Annotated in this window: 19 protein-coding genes; 3 read left to right on the forward strand and 16 right to left on the reverse strand. The window is 71.2% G+C overall.

Annotated elements, in window-relative coordinates; translation table 11 throughout:
- Nucleotide 1: 1 nt before the first annotated feature.
- The 3 genes from K7396_RS09295 to K7396_RS09305 all read right to left on the reverse strand — a co-directional run bounded on the left by K7396_RS09295 (nt 2) and on the right by K7396_RS09305 (nt 3833).
- Nucleotides 2–400 (reverse strand): OB-fold nucleic acid binding domain-containing protein, encoded by a 399-nt coding sequence (locus K7396_RS09295; protein WP_030088861.1) that lies wholly within the window; start codon nt 398–400, stop codon nt 2–4.
- Between the two features lie 117 nt (nt 401–517).
- On the reverse strand, nt 518–1201 hold the full coding sequence (locus tag K7396_RS09300) for a response regulator (RefSeq protein WP_030993540.1): 684 nt from the start codon (nt 1199–1201) through the stop codon (nt 518–520).
- Between the two features lie 79 nt (nt 1202–1280).
- Complete coding sequence (locus K7396_RS09305) at nt 1281–3833, reverse strand: sensor histidine kinase (protein WP_086718397.1); 2553 nt, start codon at nt 3831–3833, stop codon at nt 1281–1283.
- A gap of 269 nt (nt 3834–4102) precedes the next feature.
- Between K7396_RS09305 and K7396_RS09310 the strand changes: the two genes are divergently transcribed.
- Entirely contained in the window at nt 4103–4675 is a 573-nt protein-coding gene (locus tag K7396_RS09310; RefSeq protein ID WP_373866969.1) for a GNAT family N-acetyltransferase, read from the forward strand.
- 136 nt (nt 4676–4811) lie between these two features.
- Here K7396_RS09310 and kdpC read toward each other — a convergent pair whose 3' ends face one another.
- From kdpC to K7396_RS09345, 7 genes are all read right to left on the reverse strand, one after another.
- Nucleotides 4812–5480, reverse strand: a complete 669-nt coding sequence (gene kdpC, locus K7396_RS09315) for a potassium-transporting ATPase subunit KdpC (RefSeq protein WP_373866968.1) — start codon at nt 5478–5480, stop codon at nt 4812–4814.
- A 5-nt stretch (nt 5481–5485) separates the two neighbouring features.
- Nucleotides 5486–7585 carry a potassium-transporting ATPase subunit KdpB gene (gene kdpB / locus K7396_RS09320; RefSeq protein WP_086718400.1) on the reverse strand — a complete coding sequence of 700 codons (2100 nt, stop codon included), beginning with the start codon at nt 7583–7585 and terminating at the stop codon, nt 5486–5488.
- A gap of 32 nt (nt 7586–7617) precedes the next feature.
- The gene (gene kdpA / locus K7396_RS09325) at nt 7618–9294 is read right to left on the reverse strand and encodes a potassium-transporting ATPase subunit KdpA (RefSeq protein WP_086718401.1); all 1677 of its coding nucleotides are present in this window, start codon (nt 9292–9294) and stop codon (nt 7618–7620) included.
- Between the two features lie 31 nt (nt 9295–9325).
- Nucleotides 9326–9415, reverse strand: coding sequence for a K(+)-transporting ATPase subunit F (gene kdpF / locus K7396_RS09330; RefSeq protein WP_018543380.1), 90 nt, complete (start codon nt 9413–9415; stop codon nt 9326–9328).
- 325 nt (nt 9416–9740) lie between these two features.
- The gene (locus K7396_RS09335; RefSeq protein ID WP_086718402.1) at nt 9741–10505 is read right to left on the reverse strand and encodes a DUF3710 domain-containing protein; all 765 of its coding nucleotides are present in this window, start codon (nt 10503–10505) and stop codon (nt 9741–9743) included.
- Between the two features lies 1 nt (nt 10506).
- Complete coding sequence (gene dut, locus K7396_RS09340) at nt 10507–11028, reverse strand: dUTP diphosphatase (RefSeq protein WP_086718403.1); 522 nt, start codon at nt 11026–11028, stop codon at nt 10507–10509.
- Nucleotides 11025–11618, reverse strand: a complete 594-nt coding sequence (locus K7396_RS09345; protein WP_086718404.1) for a PaaI family thioesterase — start codon at nt 11616–11618, stop codon at nt 11025–11027. The genes dut and K7396_RS09345 overlap by 4 nt, the downstream gene beginning before the upstream one ends.
- Nucleotides 11619–11676: 58 nt before the next feature.
- On the opposite strand from K7396_RS09345, the gene K7396_RS09350 reads away from it, so the two are divergent.
- Nucleotides 11677–12120, forward strand: coding sequence for a DUF3093 domain-containing protein (locus K7396_RS09350; RefSeq protein ID WP_086718405.1), 444 nt, complete (start codon nt 11677–11679; stop codon nt 12118–12120).
- Nucleotides 12121–12138: 18 nt separating this feature from the next.
- On the opposite strand, the gene K7396_RS09355 is transcribed toward K7396_RS09350, so the two are convergent.
- The 4 genes from K7396_RS09355 to K7396_RS09370 form a co-directional block, all read right to left on the reverse strand.
- The gene (locus K7396_RS09355; protein WP_373866967.1) at nt 12139–12984 is read right to left on the reverse strand and encodes a hypothetical protein; all 846 of its coding nucleotides are present in this window, start codon (nt 12982–12984) and stop codon (nt 12139–12141) included.
- A gap of 14 nt (nt 12985–12998) precedes the next feature.
- The gene (locus K7396_RS09360) at nt 12999–13301 is read right to left on the reverse strand and encodes a DUF4193 domain-containing protein (RefSeq protein WP_003982531.1); all 303 of its coding nucleotides are present in this window, start codon (nt 13299–13301) and stop codon (nt 12999–13001) included.
- Between the two features lie 525 nt (nt 13302–13826).
- Nucleotides 13827–15089: a sensor histidine kinase gene (locus tag K7396_RS09365; protein ID WP_152105083.1), complete on the reverse strand. Its 1263-nt coding sequence runs from the start codon at nt 15087–15089 to the stop codon at nt 13827–13829.
- A 5-nt stretch (nt 15090–15094) separates the two neighbouring features.
- Entirely contained in the window at nt 15095–15748 is a 654-nt protein-coding gene (locus K7396_RS09370; RefSeq protein WP_006602630.1) for a response regulator transcription factor, read from the reverse strand.
- Nucleotides 15749–16072: 324 nt separating this feature from the next.
- On the opposite strand from K7396_RS09370, the gene K7396_RS09375 reads away from it, so the two are divergent.
- Nucleotides 16073–16249 (forward strand): hypothetical protein, encoded by a 177-nt coding sequence (locus K7396_RS09375; RefSeq protein WP_167392828.1) that lies wholly within the window; start codon nt 16073–16075, stop codon nt 16247–16249.
- Between the two features lie 83 nt (nt 16250–16332).
- On the opposite strand, the gene K7396_RS09380 is transcribed toward K7396_RS09375, so the two are convergent.
- Together K7396_RS09380 and K7396_RS09385 are read right to left on the reverse strand one after the other, a co-directional pair.
- Complete coding sequence (locus K7396_RS09380; RefSeq protein WP_086720891.1) at nt 16333–17178, reverse strand: inositol monophosphatase family protein; 846 nt, start codon at nt 17176–17178, stop codon at nt 16333–16335.
- An 86-nt stretch (nt 17179–17264) separates the two neighbouring features.
- The gene (locus K7396_RS09385; protein ID WP_086720890.1) at nt 17265–18416 is read right to left on the reverse strand and encodes a ferrochelatase; all 1152 of its coding nucleotides are present in this window, start codon (nt 18414–18416) and stop codon (nt 17265–17267) included.
- Nucleotides 18417–18448 lie beyond the last annotated feature (32 nt).

Consider the following 18448-nt stretch of genomic DNA (forward strand, 5'->3'; position numbering starts at 1 on the left):
GCTACTCCTGTCCGAGCGGTCGGAGTTCGTACTTCGGATTGAAGAGCACCCGGCGTCCGTGGCTCAGGGAGACCCGGCCCGAGGCGATGAGCTTACGGCCCGGCTCGATGCCGACGATGGAGCGGCGGCCGAGCCACACCACGTCGAGCGCCGCGGAACCGTCGAACAGCTCCGCCTCCAGCGCGGGCACACCGGCGCGCGGCCGCAGCGTCACATGCCGCAGGGTGCCGGTGACCTTCACTATCTGCCGGTCGTCACAGTCGCAGATACGGGTGCACCCCGCGTCCTGCGCATCCTGCTGCAGCTCGGCGGACTGCAGCTCCTCCTCGGAGGAGGACAGCCTGTCGAGCAGCCGGCGGAAACGACCTGCCGGCTTCTCGGAACGGGTCCCAGCACTCATGGCCCCAGCGTACCGGTGGCCAGGTCTCCCGATCACGGCCCGCACGCGGACTTCGCACCCGCCTCACAAAGCCGCGGCCCGCCGCGGGCGGCGGTGCTACGGGTCTGCGCCGCCGCCTCACTGCTCGAAGCGGTAGCCCATCCCCGGCTCCGTGATGAAGTGCTTCGGGTGCGAGGGGTCGCTCTCCAGCTTGCGGCGGAGCTGGGCCATGTAGACCCGCAGGTAGTTGGTCTCGGTGCCGTACGAGGGTCCCCAGACCTCCTGGAGCAGCTGTTTCTGGCTGACCAGCCGGCCCGCGTTGCGGACCAGGACCTCCAGCAGATGCCATTCGGTGGGGGTGAGCCGGATGTCCCGGCCGCCTCGGTTGACCTTCTTCGCGGCGAGGTCGACGGAGAAACCTTCCGTCTCCACGATCACCTCGGCGTCGGCGGGCCCGGTCGGCTCGGCCCTGCGCACCGCCGCCCGCAGCCGGGCCAGCAGCTCGTCCATGCCGAACGGCTTGGTGACGTAGTCGTCCGCGCCCGCGTCCAGCGCCTCCACCTTCTCGTCGGAGGTCTGCCGGGCGGAGAGCACCAGGATCGGCACCCGGGTCCAGCCCCGCAGCCCCTTGATCACCTCGACGCCGTCCATGTCCGGCAGCCCGAGGTCGAGGACGATCACATCGGGGTGGCGGGCGGCCGCGAGCTTGAGCGCGGTGGCTCCGTCGGGGGCCGCGTCGACCTCGTATTTGCGCGCCTTCAGGTTGATCACGAGGGCGCGGACGATCTGCGGCTCGTCATCGACCACAAGCACCCGGTTCACTGGCGTTCTCCTCGTGGTGTCGTCGGCCGGCGGGGCGGGCCCGCCGGGGGTGGGGTGAGGGTGGTCCGTGCGGCCCGGCTCATGTCGTGGCCCGGGCGGGAAGATCGGGCCTGGCCGGCGGGCGGCCGGCCGCGGCCCGGAGCGTGAGGACCATCGTCATCCCGCCGCCGGGGGTGTCCTCGGCGGCGAGCGTGCCGCCCATCGCCTCCGCGAAGCCGCGCGCCACCGCGAGCCCGAGGCCCACCCCGGCGCCGCGCGGGACGTCGCCGTAGCGCTGGAAGGGCTCGAAGATCCGGTCCTTGGCGCTGTCCGGCACCCCGGGGCCGCGGTCGGCGATCCGCAGCTCCACCCGGTCGCCGAGCGCGCTGGCCGAGACCAGCACCTGCGTCCCGTCCGGGCTGTACTTCACGGCGTTCTCCACCAGGTTGGCGACCGAGCGTTCCAGCAGCCCCGGGTCGACGGCGACGATCGGCAGCTCCTCGGGGATGTCGAGACTGACGCTGCCCTCCGGGACGCCGCCGAGCGCCATCGGCACCACCTCGTCGAGGTCGATCTCGCGGATCAGCGGGGTGACCGTGCCGGTCTGCAGCCGGGACATGTCCAGGAGGTTGCCGACCAGGTGGTCCAGCCGGTCGGCGCCCGCCTCGATGCCCGCCAGCAGCTCCGCCTCGTCCTCCTCGGACCAGGCGACGTCGTCGGAGCGCAGGGACGTCACGGACGCCTTGATGCTCGCCAGCGGGGTCCGCAGATCGTGGCTGACCGCGGCCAGCAGCGCCGTCCTGATGCGGTTGCCCTCGGCCAGCTCCCGGGCGCGCTCCGCCTCGCCCACCAGCCGCTGCCGGTCCAGGACGACGGCGGCCTGGGCGGCGAACGCGGCCAGCACCCGGCGGTCCTCCGCCGGCAGCACCCGGCCGGTCAGCGCCAGCGCCATGTGGTCGCCCACGGGCATGTCGACATCGGCGTCCTCGGGGCGCAGGAGCGGCTTGCCGTGGTCGCCGCCGGCCCGGCCCGCGCAGGTCCACGGCTCGACGTCGCCGGCCCGCTCCAGCAGGGCCACCGTCTCCATGCCGAAGGTCTCCCGCACCCGCTCCAGCAGGGCGTCCAGGGTCGTCTCCCCGCGCAGCACGCTGCCCGCGAGGAAGGAGAGGATCTCCGACTCGGCGCGCAGCCTGGCCGCCTGATGGGTGCGGCGGGCGGCGAGGTCCACCACGGAGGCGACCGAGACGGCCACCGCGAAGAAGATGACGATGGCGACGATGTTCTTGGGGTCGTCGACCGTGAGGGTGTGGGTGGGGGGCGTGAAGTAGAAGTTCAGCAGCAGCGAGCCGACCGCGGCGGACGCCAGCGCCGGCAGCTGCCCGCCGAGCAGCGCGGCGACGACCGTCAGGAAGAGGAAGAGCAGCACGTCGTTGGCGAGCCCGGGGCCGTTCACCATGCCGGTCAGCAGCAGCGAGAGCAGGACCGGGCCCGCGACGCCGACGAGCCAGCCGGCGATGATCCGGGTCCGGCCCAGCCGCGCGCCGCGGGCCACCGGCAGCCCCCGGCCCTTGGCGACCTCGTCGTGGGTGACGATGTGCACATCGAGGTCGGGCCCGGACTCACGGGCGACGGTGGCCCCCACGCCCGGCCCGAAGACGTACTGCCAGGTCTTGCGGCGACTGGAGCCCAGCACGATCTGGGTCGCGTTGACCCCGCGCGCGAACTCCAGCAGCGCGCTGGGGATGTCGTCCCCGATGACGTGATGGAACGTGCCGCCCAGGTCCTCCACCAGGGTCCGCTGAAGGGCGAGTTCCTTGGGCGAGGCCGAGGTCAGCCCGTCGCTGCGGGCGATGTAGACGGCGAGCACCTCGCTGCCCGAACCCTTGGCCGCCATCCTCGCCGCGCGGCGGATCAGGGTACGGCCCTCCGGCCCGCCGGTCAGTCCGACGACGATGCGCTCGCGCGCCTGCCAGGTGGAGCGGATCGAATGCTCCGCCCGGTACTCCTGCAGGTACTCGTCCACCCGGTCGGCGACCCACAGCAGCGCCAGCTCGCGCAGCGCCGTGAGGTTGCCCGGCCGGAAGTAGTTGGACAGGGCGGCGTCCACCTTGTCGGGCTGGTAGATGTTGCCGTGCGCCATACGGCGGCGGATCGCCTGGGGCGACATGTCGACAAGCTCGATCTGATCGGCCCTGCGGACGACCTCGTCGGGCACGGTCTCGCGCTGCCGCACCCCCGTTATCGACTCGACGACATCCCCGAGTGACTCCAGGTGCTGGATGTTGACGGTCGAGATCACATCGATCCCCGCTTCCAGCAGCTCCTCGATGTCCTGCCAGCGCTTGCCGTTGCGCGAACCGGGGACGTTGGTGTGCGCCAGCTCGTCGACCAGCGCCACGGCCGGATCGCGTTCCAGGACCGCGTCCACGTCCATTTCGGTGAACACGGTGTCGCGGTACGCCAGCTCCCGGCGCCGGATCTGCTCCAGCCCGTGCAGCATGACCTCCGTACGGGGCCTGCCGTGGTGCTCGACGAACGCCACGACCACGTCCGTGCCCCGCTCCACGCGCCGGTGCGCCTCGGACAGCATCGCGTACGTCTTTCCGACGCCCGGTGCCGCGCCGAGGTATATCCGTAGCTTGCCGCGTGCCATGGCCCCATTGTCTTACGTGAAAGCCGCCCCCACCGGGCTGAACCTGCTGCGACCCTACCGACCGGACAACTGGACAAAAGGGGCAGTCGCCCAGTTGGCGGCCGGTCTTGACGCGACTCTGATACGGGCGGGCGGCAGCGGCTGAGGACCGGACCGCCGAGGCGGGCAGGGCCGGGCCGCCGAGGCGGGGAGGATCGGGCGGACGGCCGACGGAACGAGGCGCCATGGCCGGAAAAATGCCCTCGCCGGGGCTCCGGCCGGCTGCGACGATGCCTCTCATGACCGAGGCACATCCGACGACGCCCCGCACGCCCGAGGTGCGCATCGTCCACACCTCCGACCTGGACGCCGGCACCTTCGAGGCGGCCCGCGCGCTCCTCCACGACGTCTTCGACGACATGACCGCGGAGGACTGGGAGCACGCGCTCGGCGGCCTGCACGCCCTCGTCCATGAGGGCGGCGAGCTGGTCGGGCACGCGGCCGTGGTCCAGCGGCGTCTGCTGCACGGCGGCCGGGCCCTGCGCTGCGGCTACGTGGAGGGCGTGGGCGTCCGCGCGGACCGCCGCGGCCGCGGACACGGCGCCGCCCTGATGGAGGCTCTGGAGCGGATCGTGCGCAGCGGCTACGACCTCGGCGCGCTCGGCGCCGCCGACGAGGCCGCGGCCTTCTACGCCGCCCGCGGCTGGCAGCTGTGGCGCGGCCCCTCCTGGGCCCTCACCCCTCACGGCATCCGGCGCACCGCCGATGAGGACGGCTGCCTCTACGTCCTCCCGACCGTGTCCGCCCCGCTCGACCTCGACACCGACCTCACCTGCGACTGGCGCGACGGCGACGTCTGGTGACGCGGGAAGAGCGGCCGGGCGAGAGTTCGTCACCCGGCCGCCGCCTGGACCGGCACCGCATCAGGACGGGCGGTCCCCTTGGAGGAGAGAACCGCACGCTCCTCCAAGGGGGCCGCCTCCGTACACCCCTGTGCGCTCAGCCCTTGGCCCGGCCCGCGGCGAGGTCCTTCAGTGCGATGTTCAACTCCAGTACGTTGACCCGCGGTTCACCCAGGAAGCCGAGGACGCGGGCGTCGGTGTGGCGCTCGACCAGCCGGCGCACCGTGCCGACGGGCAGGTGGTTCTCCCTGGCGACCCGGCCGGCCTGCAGCGCGGCGTAGGCGGGCGAGACGTCCGGGTCGAGTCCGGAGCCCGACGAGGTGACCGCGTCCGCCGGGACCTCCGACTCCGGCACGCCGTAGGTGTCGGCCACCCACTTCTTGCGCTCCTTCACCGCCTTGACGAGGTCGGCGTTGGTGGCGCCCAGGTTGGAAGCACCGGAGACCTGGAGGTCGTACCGGGTGTTGACGCCGTTGGCCCGGTTGCTGCCCAGGCCCGCGGAGGGCCGCGGCTGGAAGAACTTCAGGTCCGGAATCGGGTTGCCGGCCTTGTCCGTGCCTTTGTCGTAGCGCTGTCCGATGAGCGACGAGCCGACGACCCTGCCGTGGGAACTCACCTCGGACCCGTTGGCCTTGCCCGGGAACGCCGCCTGTGCCACTCCGGTGACCACCAGCGGATAGACGACCCCGCAGAGCACGGTCAGGACGAGCAGGGCGCGCAGGCCCGCCCCGATCAACCGGGCGGTGTTGCGGACGGAGTTGTTCACGGCGGTCACCCGATTCCGGGGAGGAGAGTGAGGAGCAGGTCGATGAGCTTGATGCCGATGAACGGTGCGATCAGGCCGCCCAGCCCGTAGACGGCGAGGTTGCGGCGCAGCATCCGGTCGGCGCTGACCGGCCGGTACCGCACGCCCCGGAGGGCGAGCGGCACCAGCGCGACGATGATCAGCGCGTTGAAGATGATCGCCGAGAGGATCGCGGAGTGCGGGCTGGACAGCCGCATGATGTTGAGGGTGTCCAGGCCGGGGTAGGCCACCGCGAACATCGCCGGGATGATGGCGAAGTACTTCGCGACGTCGTTGGCGATCGAGAAGGTCGTCAGGGCTCCGCGGGTGATCAGCAGCTGTTTGCCGATCTCGACGATCTCGATGAGCTTGGTCGGGTTGGAGTCCAGGTCCACCATGTTCCCGGCTTCCTTGGCGGCCGAGGTGCCGGTGTTCATGGCCACGCCGACGTCCGCCTGCGCCAGGGCGGGGGCGTCGTTGGTGCCGTCGCCCGTCATGGCGACCAGCTTGCCGCCGGCCTGCTCCCGTTTGATGAGCGCCATCTTGTCCTCGGGCGTGGCCTCCGCGAGGAAGTCGTCCACCCCCGCCTCGTCGGCGATGGCCTTGGCCGTCAGCGGGTTGTCGCCCGTGATCATGACGGTCTTGATGCCCATCTTGCGCAGTTCGGCGAAGCGTTCGCGCATCCCGTCCTTGACGACGTCCTTGAGGTGGATGACTCCCAGGACGCGGGGGCCGCTCGCGTCCTCCAGGGCGACCAGCAGCGGGGTGCCGCCGGCCTGCGAGATGGCGTCGGTGAGCTGCTGGGCGTCCTCGGCGACGGCGCCGCCGCGCTCCCGCACCCAGGCGATGACCGAACCGGACGCCCCCTTACGGACCTTGCGTCCGTCGACGTCCACACCGGACATCCGGGTCTGGGCGGTGAACGGGATCCACTCCGCGTGCGTCAACTCACCCTGGTGGCGCTCGCGCAGGCCGTACTTCCCCTTGGCGAGCACGACGATCGAGCGTCCCTCGGGCGTCTCGTCGGCCAGCGAGGACAGCTGGGCGGCGTCCGCGACCTCGGCCTCGGTGGTGCCGCGTACGGGCACGAACTCGGCGGCCTGGCGGTTGCCGAGGGTGATGGTGCCGGTCTTGTCGAGCAGCAATGTCGATACATCGCCCGCGGCTTCGACGGCGCGTCCTGACATGGCCAGGACGTTGCGCTGCACCAAGCGGTCCATTCCGGCGATGCCGATGGCCGAGAGCAGGGCGCCGATCGTCGTCGGGATGAGGCAGACCAGCAGCGCCAGCAGGACGATCATGGTCTGCTCGGCGCCCGCGTAGATCGCGAAGGGCTGGAGGGTGACGACGGCCAGCAGGAAGACGATGGTCAGCGAGGCGAGCAGGATGTTGAGCGCGATCTCGTTGGGGGTCTTCTGCCGCGCGGCGCCCTCGACGAGGTTGATCATCCGGTCGATGAAGGTCTCGCCGGGCTTCGTGGTGATCTTGATGACGATGCGGTCGGAGAGCACCTTCGTCCCGCCGGTCACCGCGCAGCGGTCGCCGCCCGACTCACGGATGACCGGAGCCGACTCCCCCGTGATGGCCGACTCGTCGACGGAGGCCACGCCCTCGACGACATCGCCGTCACCGGGAATGACGTCACCGGCCTCGCACACGACGAGGTCCCCGACGCGCAGTCCGGTGCCCGGCACCGGCTCCTCGCCGCTGTCGCTCAGCCGGCGCGCCACGGTGTCCGTCTTGGCCTTGCGCAGGGTGTCGGCCTGCGCCTTGCCCCGGCCCTCGGCGACCGCCTCGGCCAGATTGGCGAAAATTACGGTCAGCCACAGCCAGGCGGCGATCGCCCAGCCGAACCAGTCGGACGGGTCGGTGCAGGCGAAGACCGTGGTCAGCACGGAACCGATCTCGACCACGAACATCACGGGGGACTTGACCATCACCCGCGGGTCGAGTTTGCGCAGCGCGTCCGGCACGGACGTGATCAGCTGCCCGGGGTCGAAGAGACCGCCCCCCACGCGGCCGTCGCCGGGCTGGTGGCCACCGGGGACGTCCTGGTGCGGGGCACGGGTCGGAGTGGCGGTGGACATGGGGCCGGACTCCTCCGGTTTCACAGGGACGGTCATGACAGGCCCTCCGCCAGCGGCCCGAGGGCCAGCGCCGGGAAGTAGGTCAGACCGGTGATGATCAGGATCGTGCCGACGAGCAGCCCGGCGAAGAGCGGCTTCTCGGTACGGAGGGTGCCCGCGGTCACCGGGACCGGTTTCTGCTCGGCGAGCGAACCGGCCAGGGCGAGCACGAATACCATCGGCAGGAAGCGGCCGAGCAGCATCGCCAGACCGATCGTGGTGTTGTACCAGGGGGTGTTGGCGTTGAGGCCGGCGAACGCGGAGCCGTTGTTGTTGGCGCCGGAGGTGAAGGCGTACAGCACCTCGGAGAAGCCGTGCGGACCCGCGCCCAGCGCCTTGGTGTTGAGCATCGAGCCCAGCGCGTCCGGCAGCACCATCGAGGCGGCGGTGAAGCCGAGCACCAGCGTCGGGGTGATGAGGAGGTAGCAGGCGGCGAGCTTGATCTCGCGGGTGCCGATCTTCTTGCCCAGGTATTCGGGCGTCCGGCCCACCATCAGACCGGCGATGAACACCGCGATGACCGCCATCACGAGCATCCCGTAGAGCCCGGATCCCACGCCGCCGGGGGCGATCTCGCCCAGCATCATGCCGAGCAGCTGGATGCCGCCGCCGAAGGCCGTGAACGAGGAGTGGAAGGAGTCGACCGCGCCGGTGGAGGTGAGGGTGGTGGCCACCGAGAAGATCGAGGAGCCGCCGATGCCGAAGCGGGTCTCCTTGCCCTCCATGGCGGCGCCCGCGGCCTGCAGTGCCGGGCCGCCGTGGGCGAACTCGGTCCACATCATCAGGGTCGTGAAGCCCAGCCAGATGACGCCCATCGTGGCGAGGATCGCGTAGCCCTGCCGCACGTTCCCGACCAGCTTGCCGAAGGTCCGGGTGAGCGCGAACGGGATGACGAGGATCAGGAAGACCTCGAAGAGGTTGGTGAAGGCACCGGGGTTCTCGAAGGGGTGGGCGGAGTTGGCGTTGAAGTAACCGCCCCCGTTGGTGCCCAGTTCCTTGATGACCTCCTGGGAGGCGACCGCGCCACCGTTGGTCTGCTGGGAGCCGCCCATGAACTGGCCGACCTCGTGGATGCCGGCGAAGTTCTGGACGGCACCACAGGCGACCAGGACGAGCGCGCCGACGACCGCGATCGGGATCAGCACCCGTACGGTGCCGCGGACCAGGTCGGCCCAGAAGTTCCCGAGGTCACCGGTGCGCGCGCCGGCGAAGCCGCGTACCAGGGCGATGGCGACGGCCATGCCGGTGGCGGCGGAGACGAAGTTCTGCACCGCGAGCCCGGCGGTCTGCACGACGTGGCCCATGGCCTGCTCGCCGCTGTAGGACTGCCAGTTGGTGTTGGCGACGAACGAGGCCGCCGTGTTGAACGCCTGGTCCGGGCTGATCGACGCGAGGCCGAGGGACAGCGGCATACCGCCCTGGACGCGCTGCAGCAGGTAGAGGAAGAGCACCCCCACCGCGGAGAACGCCAGGACGCCGCGCAGATAGGCCGGCCAGCGCATCCGGGCGTCCGCGTGGGCGCCGATGCAGCGGTAGACGACCTTCTCGATGCGCAGGTGCCTGGGAGAGCTGTAGACGGCGGCCATGTAGTCGCCGAGGGGGCGGTACGCCAGGGCGAGCGCCGCGGTGAGCGCCGTCAGCTGGAGCACGCCTGCGAGAACGGGGCTCATCTGGCCCGCCGCGGCAGCAGCAGTCGACACCTCAGAACCTCTCCGGGAAGACGAGGGCGAGGACCAGGTAGCCGAGCAGGGCGACGGCCACGACCAGGCCGACGATGTTCTCCACGGTCACAGCTTCGCCACCCCCTTGGCGACGAGAGCCACCAGCGCGAAGACCGCGATCGTGACGACGACGAAGGCCACGTCGGCCATCGTGTGCTCCTAGGGGGACGGGGCGGATCGGACCCCTAGAGCAAAGCGCCGTTCCGGCCGCATGTGACCGCCGTTGACGGGTCCCTTACGGCCATTGGCGCTCCCTTGACGACTTCCCTACGCGTCGCGACCTGACCTGCACAAACACCGCGGGCCCGCACCCCCCTGAGGGAGTACGGGCCCGTATGACCGTCACGATCCGGCCGTCACCGGGGCGCCTGCGCGCCGCCCGGCCGCCGGATGTGTCAGCGGATCTCGGTGATCTCCGGTCCACGCTCCAGGCGCTCGACGCCACCGCCGAAGCGCGACTGCTCGACCTGGTCCTGCTGGACGCCGTCCGGCACCATCTGGGCGTCGTCCGGCAGCTTCAGGACGATCGGGTCCCGGGGGGCCATCGGGCCCTCGCCGCGGACGATGACGGTGTCCCGGAAGATGTGCTCCAGCACGCCCGCGGCCTGCGGCTGCACCGCGCCCTGGCCGGAGATCACACCGCGCAGGAACCACCGCGGGCCGTCGACGCCGATGAAGCGCACGACCTGCACGCCGTTCGTGCCGTCCGGCAGCTGCACGGGGACCTGGGCGCGCAGCTCCCAGCCCAGCGGGCCCTCGACCTCGTCGATGACCCCGCCCTGCTGGGTGATGCCCGCGGCGATCTCCTCGCGGACCTCGCCCCAGATGCCCTCGTTCTTGGGGGCGGCGAAGGCCTGCAGCTGGACGGCGCTGTCCTGCAGCACCACGGTCGCGGCGACGATGGCGTCACCGGCGACCTCCACCCGGAGCTCCATGCCGTCGACACCCGGCACGAACATCCCGCCGAGGTCCACCCGGCCCTCGCCGGGCTCGGAGACCTCCGAGGCGTCCCAGGGGCCGTCGGGGCGCGGCGCGGGCGGAAGATTGAGCCGCTGGTGCGGCGCCTCGTCCTCATCGGCGTCGCTCACCGCGTGCTCGTCGAGCGTGGTGTCCTCGACCGACTCTTCAGGAGCCTCGTTCTTCTTGCGACGTCCGAACACGTCACTGTCCTTCCCGGTCGGCACCGACCGATGCGTATTCATTCCCGCCCGTGGAGCCGCCCACCGCCGCATGACCGCCGGTGGAACCGAATCCCCCCTCGGCCCGCGCCGAGCCGGGAAGTTCCGCCACCTCGTGGAAGCGCACCTTCTCGACCTGCTGGACGACCAGTTGGGCGATCCGGTCGAACCTCTCGAACCGCACGCTCTCGCGCGGGTCCAGATTGACCACGATCACCTTGATCTCTCCACGGTACCCGGCATCCACCGTCCCGGGGGCATTCACCAGCGCGAGACCGCACCGCGCGGCCAGTCCGGACCGCGGGTGCACAAATGCCGCATATCCGTCGGGAAGCGCGATCGACACCCCGGTGGGCAGCACCGTGCGCTCCCCCGGCGCCAGCTCGGCGGCCTCGGTGGTCACCAGGTCCACGCCCGCGTCGCCGGGATGCCCGTACGACGGAACGGGAACCTCCGGGTCCAGCCGTCGCAGGAGCACATCCACCGGATTCCGTACCTGACTCACGGGTTCACCTCGAAGGCACGCGCGCGCTTGACCTGGTCCGGGTCGGACATCGCCGCCTGGATCTCCTCGGTCCTTCCGTTGTCGATGAAGTGGTCGACCTTCACCTCGATGAAGACGGCCTCGGCGCGCACCGCGACCGGACCGTCGGGGCCGTCTATGCGCCCCACGGCCATCGAGTAGATCTTGCGCCCGTGCACCGCGGTGACCCGCGCGTCCAGGTGCAGCACCGTGCCCAGCGGCACCGGCCGCACGAAGTCGGTCTCCAGCCGGCCGGTCACCGCGATCACCCGCAGCAGCCAGTTCAGCGAGCCGAGCGTCTCGTCCAGCGCGGTGGCCAGCACCCCGCCGTGCGCCAGCCCCGGCGCACCCTGGTGGGCCTCCTTGACGGTGAACTCGGCGGTCACGCTCACGCCGTCGCCGGCCCGCGCCTCCAGGTGCAGGCCGTGCGGCTGGCCCGTGCCGCAGCCGAAGCACCTGTCGTAGTGCGCGCCGAGGAGTTCTCCGGGTGCCGGCGCGTCGGCATGCCGGACCGGGGCGACAGCGTCCGCCGGTGGCGTCAGCCGCGCCCTGGGTTCGTCAGTTCCACTCACGAGTGCAGACCCTACCCGCGCGCATCGGGGAGCCGCGCCGCCGTGCCAAGCTGGAGCCATGCAGTCGTACGAAGAACGCCTCACCGCGCCCCGGTCCTGGTGGGTGATCGCCGCGCTGATCGGCGTCGCCTGCGCCCTGATGCTGCTCCCCCTGGGGACACTGTGGATGCTCGGCGGACTGATCGGCGGCGCGGCGCTGTCCTCGGTGGCGGTGAGCACGTACGGCTCGGCACGGATCCGCGTGGTGGGCGGCGCACTGATCGCCGGCGAGGCGAAGATCCCGGTGACGGCGCTGGGCGAGGCGCGGGCGCTGGACGCGGACGAGGCGCTGGCGTGGCGTACGCACAAGGCCGACGCCCGTGCGTTCATGCTGCTGCGCGGCTACATCCGTACCGCGGTGCGGGTGGAGATCACCGATCCGCAGGATCCGACGCCGTACGCGTACCTCTCGACGCGGGCTCCGGAGCGTCTGGTGGCGGCGCTGGCGGCCGGGCGGTCCTGACCGGCGGCGCCGGGCGGGTCAGCCGCCCGGTGGCGGGAGGGGCCCCTGCTCGGGGCGCGCCGGGGCCGAGTCGGGAAGGGCGTCCCAGGGAACCTGCTTCCTGCGCAGGTCCTTACGGATCTTCTCCGCGAGCTTTCGGGTGTCCCTGCGGTTCATGAACGCTCCGACGGACGCGCCGATCATGAACGGGGTGAGGTTGGGGAGGTTGCGCAGCGTGCGCTTCATGATCTGCTGGCGCAGCTCGCGCCTCATCTGCACGCCGAGGGCGACGTTCAGCGAGGCCGGTTTGGTGATCTCGATGCCCCGCTCCTCCGTCCAGGAGGCCAGATAGGCCATGCCGCGCTGCCGGAAGTTCCCGGCGGGCCGCAGGCCGTAGACCTCGTGGAGTTCGGCGATCAGTTTGATCTCGACCGAGGCGACGCCGGTGACCTCGGCGGCCAGCTCGGCCGGCATGGCGGGCGGTACGGGCAGCATCGCTGCCGCGCCGACGCCCGCTCCGACGGCGGCGGTGCCCTTGCAGGCACCCGCGACCAGCTTGTCGGCCAGGTCCTCGGGGGTCAGTCCGGGGAACTGGGCGCGCAGGGTGGCGAGGTCGCGGACCGGGATCCGCGGGGCGGTCTCCATGATCCGGTCGGCGATCACGGCGACCATGGCCCGCACCCTGCCGCCGGCGCCGGCACCACGGCCGATCTTGGACGCGAGCGAGGCCGTACGGCCTCGCTCCTCCGGTGCACCGGTGGTCCGCTCCGCGGGAAGGGCGGCCGGGTCGGCGGGCACGGGCGCGGTTTCCTCGCGTGATCGTGCGCCGGCCGCCGAGCCTTCGACGCCCTTGGGACCCTTGCGGAACGGGTTCACGCCCGCCACGGCGCGGACCGGACTCAGGCCGCGCAGTCGCGGCAGATCGGCTGCCCGTTCTTGTCCTCCGCGGCGAGCTGGCTGCGGTGGTGGACCAGGAAGCAGCTCATGCACGTGAACTCGTCCTGCTGCTTGGGCAGCACGCGCACGGCCAGCTCTTCGTTGGACAGGTCCGCGCCGGGCAGCTCCAGGCCCTCGGCCTGCTCGAACTCGTCGACGTCGACGGCCGAGGCGGACTTGTCGTTCCGCCGCGACTTCAGCTCTTCGATGCTGTCCTCGTTGAGGTCGTCGTCGGTCTTGCGTGGGGTGTCGTAATCCGTAGCCATTTTCGCTCTCCCCCTCTGGGTGTCTGCGGTGTCTCAGCGCTCGTAACGCGTGAGAGGCCGGACTTGTGCCCGACCTGAGGCGGAGATTTTGCCTCACATCAAGGTCTGTTACTCAATCGACACCCAACCGCACCCCTGAAGAGGTGATCGGTTTGGATGGCGATCAGGACCGTACACGGTCCGAATGTCGCACCTCGCGCAGCCCACCACCTCTACTTCCCGTGATCTCACCCCCCGGAAACCCGGACTTCCCCGGCATTCCGACGGGGATTTTGATCACGGAGCGTAGATGGCCGGAATTTCGCGCCTGTGAGGCATCACACACGCACAGGCCGACGGGCGGACCGGTTCAATTCCGCGCAAAGCGAACTCGGCGAAGGATCCACGCCGACCCCCCTTCGCGTCAAACCGGCAGGCGAGGCGGTGTGCGGCCCGGAGACGGGCGATCGTACGCACAGATGTCCGATGCCGCCCGCCGGGGCGCTCAGCGGCTCCAGCGGGCGCACAACGGCCCTGTGGCCTGCGTCAGAGCGGCAGGACGACCCGCATGTCGAGGCCGCCGCCCTCCCGCGGCACCGCCGTGATCGTCCCGTCGTGCGCCCGCACCACCGACCGCACGATCGACAACCCCAGCCCCACACCCTTGTCACTGCCGGTCCGCTCCGTCCGCAACCGACGGAACGGCTCGAAGAGGTTCTCCACCTCATACGCCGGAACCACCGGCCCCGTATTCGACACCACCAACACCGCACACCCCGGCCGCGCCCGCGTCGACACCTCCACCCACCCCCCGTCCGCCACGTTGTACCGCACCGCGTTCTGCACCAGATTCAACGCGATCCGCTCCAACAACACCCCACTGCCCTGCACCACCACCGGCTCCCGCACACCCCGCAACTCCACCCCCGCCGCCAGCGCCTCCGCCCGCGTCTGATCCACCGCCTGCGACGCCACCTCCGCCAGATCCACCGGCCGACGATCCACCACCTTGTTCTCACTGCGCGCCAGCAACAACAGCCCCTCCACCAACTGCTCACTGCGCTCATTCGTCGCCAGCAACGTCCGACCCAACTGCACCAACTCCGCCGACGCCCCCGGATCCGCCAGCTGCACCTCCAACAACGTCCGATTGATCGCCAACGGCGTCCGCAACTCGTGCGACGCATTCGACACAAACCGCCGCTGCGACTCGAACGCCCGGTCCAACCGGTCCAACATCTCGTCGAACGTGTCCGCAAGCTCCTTCAACTCATCATCCGGACCACCCAACTCGATCCGACGATGCAGATCCGACCCCGCCACCCGCTGCGCCGTCCGCGTAATACGGCCCAACGGCGACAACACCCGCCCCGCCATCGCATAACCGAACGCGAACGCCACCACCGTCAACCCCAACAACGCCAGCAACGAACGATTGAGAAGGCTGTTGAGGGCCAGCGCGCGCTGGTGCTGCAGGCACTGCTCGACGGCCTGCTGGAGCATCTGCCCGGAGGTCTCGGTGGGCAGGTCGCAGATGTCGCTGGTCGACTGGAACTTCCCGCCGAGGATCTTCAGCGGCAGGGCGCTGCCGTCGTGCAGGGCGTCCGCGGCCAGCATGTAGATGATCGTCAGCAGCACGATCCCGGCCATCAGGAACATGCCGCCGTACAGCAGCGTCAGCCGTATCCGGATCGTCGGCCGCAGCCACGGGAACGGGCGCACGTCGACCGGCCTGGGGTCCCAGGTCGGCTTGGGGGGAACGGGCGGCGGCGGGGTCGCCGCCTTGGAGAACGAGGGCAGGGAGGGCATCGCCGTCAGATCCGGTATCCCGAGCCGGGCACGGTGACGATCACCGCGGGCTCGCCGAGCTTGCGGCGCAGTGTCATGACCGTGACCCGGACGACGTTGGTGAACGGATCGGTGTTCTCGTCCCAGGCCTTCTCCAGGAGCTGCTCCGCCGAGACGACGGTGCCCTCGCTGCGCATCAGGACCTCCAGCACCGCGAACTCCTTCGGGGCGAGCTGGACCTCCTTGCCGTCACGGAAGACCTCGCGGCGGTTGGGGTCGAGCTTGATGCCGGCCCGCTCCAGGACGGGCGGCAGCGCGACGGTCGTACGGCGCCCGAGGGCGCGCACCCGGGCGGTCAGCTCGGTGAAGGCGAAGGGCTTGGGAAGGTAGTCGTCCGCGCCGATCTCCAGGCCCTCTACGCGGTCGCTGACGTCGCCGGAGGCGGTGAGCATCAGGACGCGGGTGGGCATCCCCAGCTCGACGATCTTGCGGCAGACGTCGTCACCGTGGACGACCGGGAGGTCACGGTCCAGCACGACGACGTCGTAGTCGTTGACCGCGATCCGTTCCAGGGCGGCAGCGCCGTCGTAGACCACGTCGACCGCCATGGCCTCCCGGCGCAGTCCGGTGGCCACCGCATCGGCGAGCAGCTGCTCGTCCTCGACGACGAGAACACGCACGTCGCTAGTCCTTCCTCAGGGCCCTTTCGGGCAGCACAACATTGTCGTTCAGAGCTCTTCCATCCTGCCCCGAAGAGCCATAAACCGGCGGTAAGAGGGGTGCGGAGGGGTGGAGGGCCCCAACCGCGGGCACCGGCGGACATGATTCCCGGACGGGTGGAGGTTTCCCTGAGGTGGGGGGTGGGGAGGACGACTGCACACCCGCGATCACGCCCTGTTTCTTCGGCTACGCGCCGTGAACTGATCCATCGCAGGGACCACGCCGTGATCGACCCACCCGTCGGCACACCCCCGTGCCCACCGACCCACGACGAGGGGGCGCACATGGACGCGTTCACCGCAGGCATTTTGCAGCGCATACAGAACACCGAAGCGGATCGGGACCGGGCCCGCGCTGCGGGCGATGACTTCCTCGCCGAGGTCGAGCAGGCGGAACTCGAGGATCTGCAGCGACTGGCGACCGAGCACGGCGTCCGGTACGGAGCGGTCAGCACCGCCTGACCGCTCTCCGGCGCAGAGCGCGACAGCGCCCCGGCACCCAGGGGAGGGTGCCGGGGCGCTGTGGTGCCCGGACGGCGGTCCGGTCAGTCGTGCCAGGCGCCGAGCTCGTCCAGGAGCGGCTGGAGCTGCTCGAAGAGGGCCGGGGAGGCGGCGAGGGTCAGCTCCTGGGAGACCGGCTTCCCGGGGCGGCCGCCGGTGAGCGCCCCGGCCTCCCGGGCGATCAGGGCGCCGGCCGCCAGGTCCCAGGGGTTCAGACCGCGCTCGTAGTACGCGTCGAGGCGGCCGCAGGCCACATCGCACAGGTCGATGGCGGCCGAGCCGCCGCGCCGGATGTCGCGGACCTGCGGCAGCAGTCGGCGCACCACCTCCGCCTGGCCGGCCCGGCGCTCGGCGAGGTAGCCGAACCCGGTGCCGATCAGCGCCTGGGAGAGCGGCGGCGCGGGCCGGTGGCGGAGGCGCTCGCCGTTGTTGAAAGCACCACGGCCCACGACGGCCTGGCAGGTCTCACCGCGCATCGGGGCCGCCACGACGCCCACGACCACCTCGCCGTCCTTCTCCGCGGCGATGGACACCGACCAGGCAGGCAGGCCGTAGAGGTAGTTGACGGTGCCGTCGACGGGGTCGATGACCCAGCGGATGCCGCTGGTGCCGTCCGAGCTGGCGCCCTCCTCCCCCAGGAAGCCGTCCTCGGGGCGGTGCTCCCCGAGGAAGCCGGTGATCAGCTTCTCGGAGGCGAGATCCATCTCGGTGACGACGTCGATGGGGCTGGATTTCGTGGCGGCCACACCGAGATCGGCGGGCCGGCCGTCGCGCAGCAGGGTTCCCGCGCGGCGGGCGGCCTCCAGGGCCAGTTCGAGGAGTTCGTCGTACAGCGCGTCGCTTGGCGCCGGGTCGGTCTGCGGGGCGTCGGGGTGCAGCGGGTCGGGCACGATGCTCCTTGCTCGGACGAGCGGTGGTCGGGCGGGCGTACGGGTTTGTGCGGGGTGCGCGGGTCCTCCCACGGGGGCGTGGGGCGCTACGCGGGGGCTTCGGCCGGGCCGCGCCAGTCGGCGCCGGCGGCGGCCGGGCGCGGGGCGCGCGCGGGGCAGCAGCCGACGGGGCACAGGTCGTGGCCGGGGCCGAGGGCGCCCAGGGCGCAGCGCTCGGGGGCGGCGCCCCGTTCGGCGGCAGCGCGCTCCAGGAGGAAGTCGCGGACGGCCGCCGCGAACCGGGGGTCGGCGCCCACGGTCGCCGACCTGGCGACCGGGAGCCCCAGCTCCGCGGCCTTGGCGGTGGCCTCGGTGTCGAGGTCGTACTTGACCTCCATGTGGTCCGAGACGAACCCGATGGGAGCCATCACGACGGCGGGGACGCCCGCGGCGTGCCGTTCCTCCAGGTGGTCGCAGATGTCCGGCTCCAGCCAGGGGATGTGCGGGGCGCCGCTGCGGGACTGGTAGACGAGCCGCCACGGGTGGTCCACACCGGTCTCCGCACGGACCGCGTCCGCGATCACCCGCGCCACGTCCAGGTGCTGGGCGACATAGGCGCCGCCCGCGCCGTCCCGTGTGTGGTCGGCGGGCGTGCCGGAGGTGTCGGCCGCGGCGGTGGGGATGGAGTGCGTGGTGAAGGCGAGGTGTGCGCCGTCCCGCACCTCCTGGGGCAGCGCGGCGAGGGACGCCAGGACGCCGTCGACCATGGGGCGGACGAAGCCGGGGTGGTTGAAGTAGTGCCGCAGCTTGTCGACCCGCGGCACCGCCAGGCCCTCGGCCCCCAGGGCGCCGAGGGCGTCGGCGAGGTTCTCGCGGTACTGCCGGCAGCCCGAGTAGGAGGCGTAGGCGCTGGTCGCCAGGACGGCGATACGGCGGTGGCCGTCCTGGACCATGGTGCGCAGGGTGTCGGTCAGGTAGGGCGCCCAGTTGCGGTTGCCCCAGTAGACGGGCAGGTCCAGGCCGTGCTCGGCGAAGTCCTTGCGCAGTGCGTCCAGCAGTTCCCGGTTCTGGGCGTTGATGGGGCTGACGCCGCCGAACAGGAAGTAGTGCTGCCCCACCTCCTTGAGGCGCTCACGGGGGATGCCGCGGCCGCGGGTGACGTTCTCCAGGAACGGGACGACGTCGTCGGGGCCTTCGGGACCGCCGAAGGACAGCAGCAGCAGGGCGTCATAGGGGCGGGGGTCGCACTGTTCGGGCATGCCATCGATCCTGCCACCCTTCCCACGGGGAC

The organism is Streptomyces angustmyceticus, from assembly GCF_019933235.1.
Taxonomy (GTDB): domain Bacteria; phylum Actinomycetota; class Actinomycetes; order Streptomycetales; family Streptomycetaceae; genus Streptomyces; species Streptomyces angustmyceticus.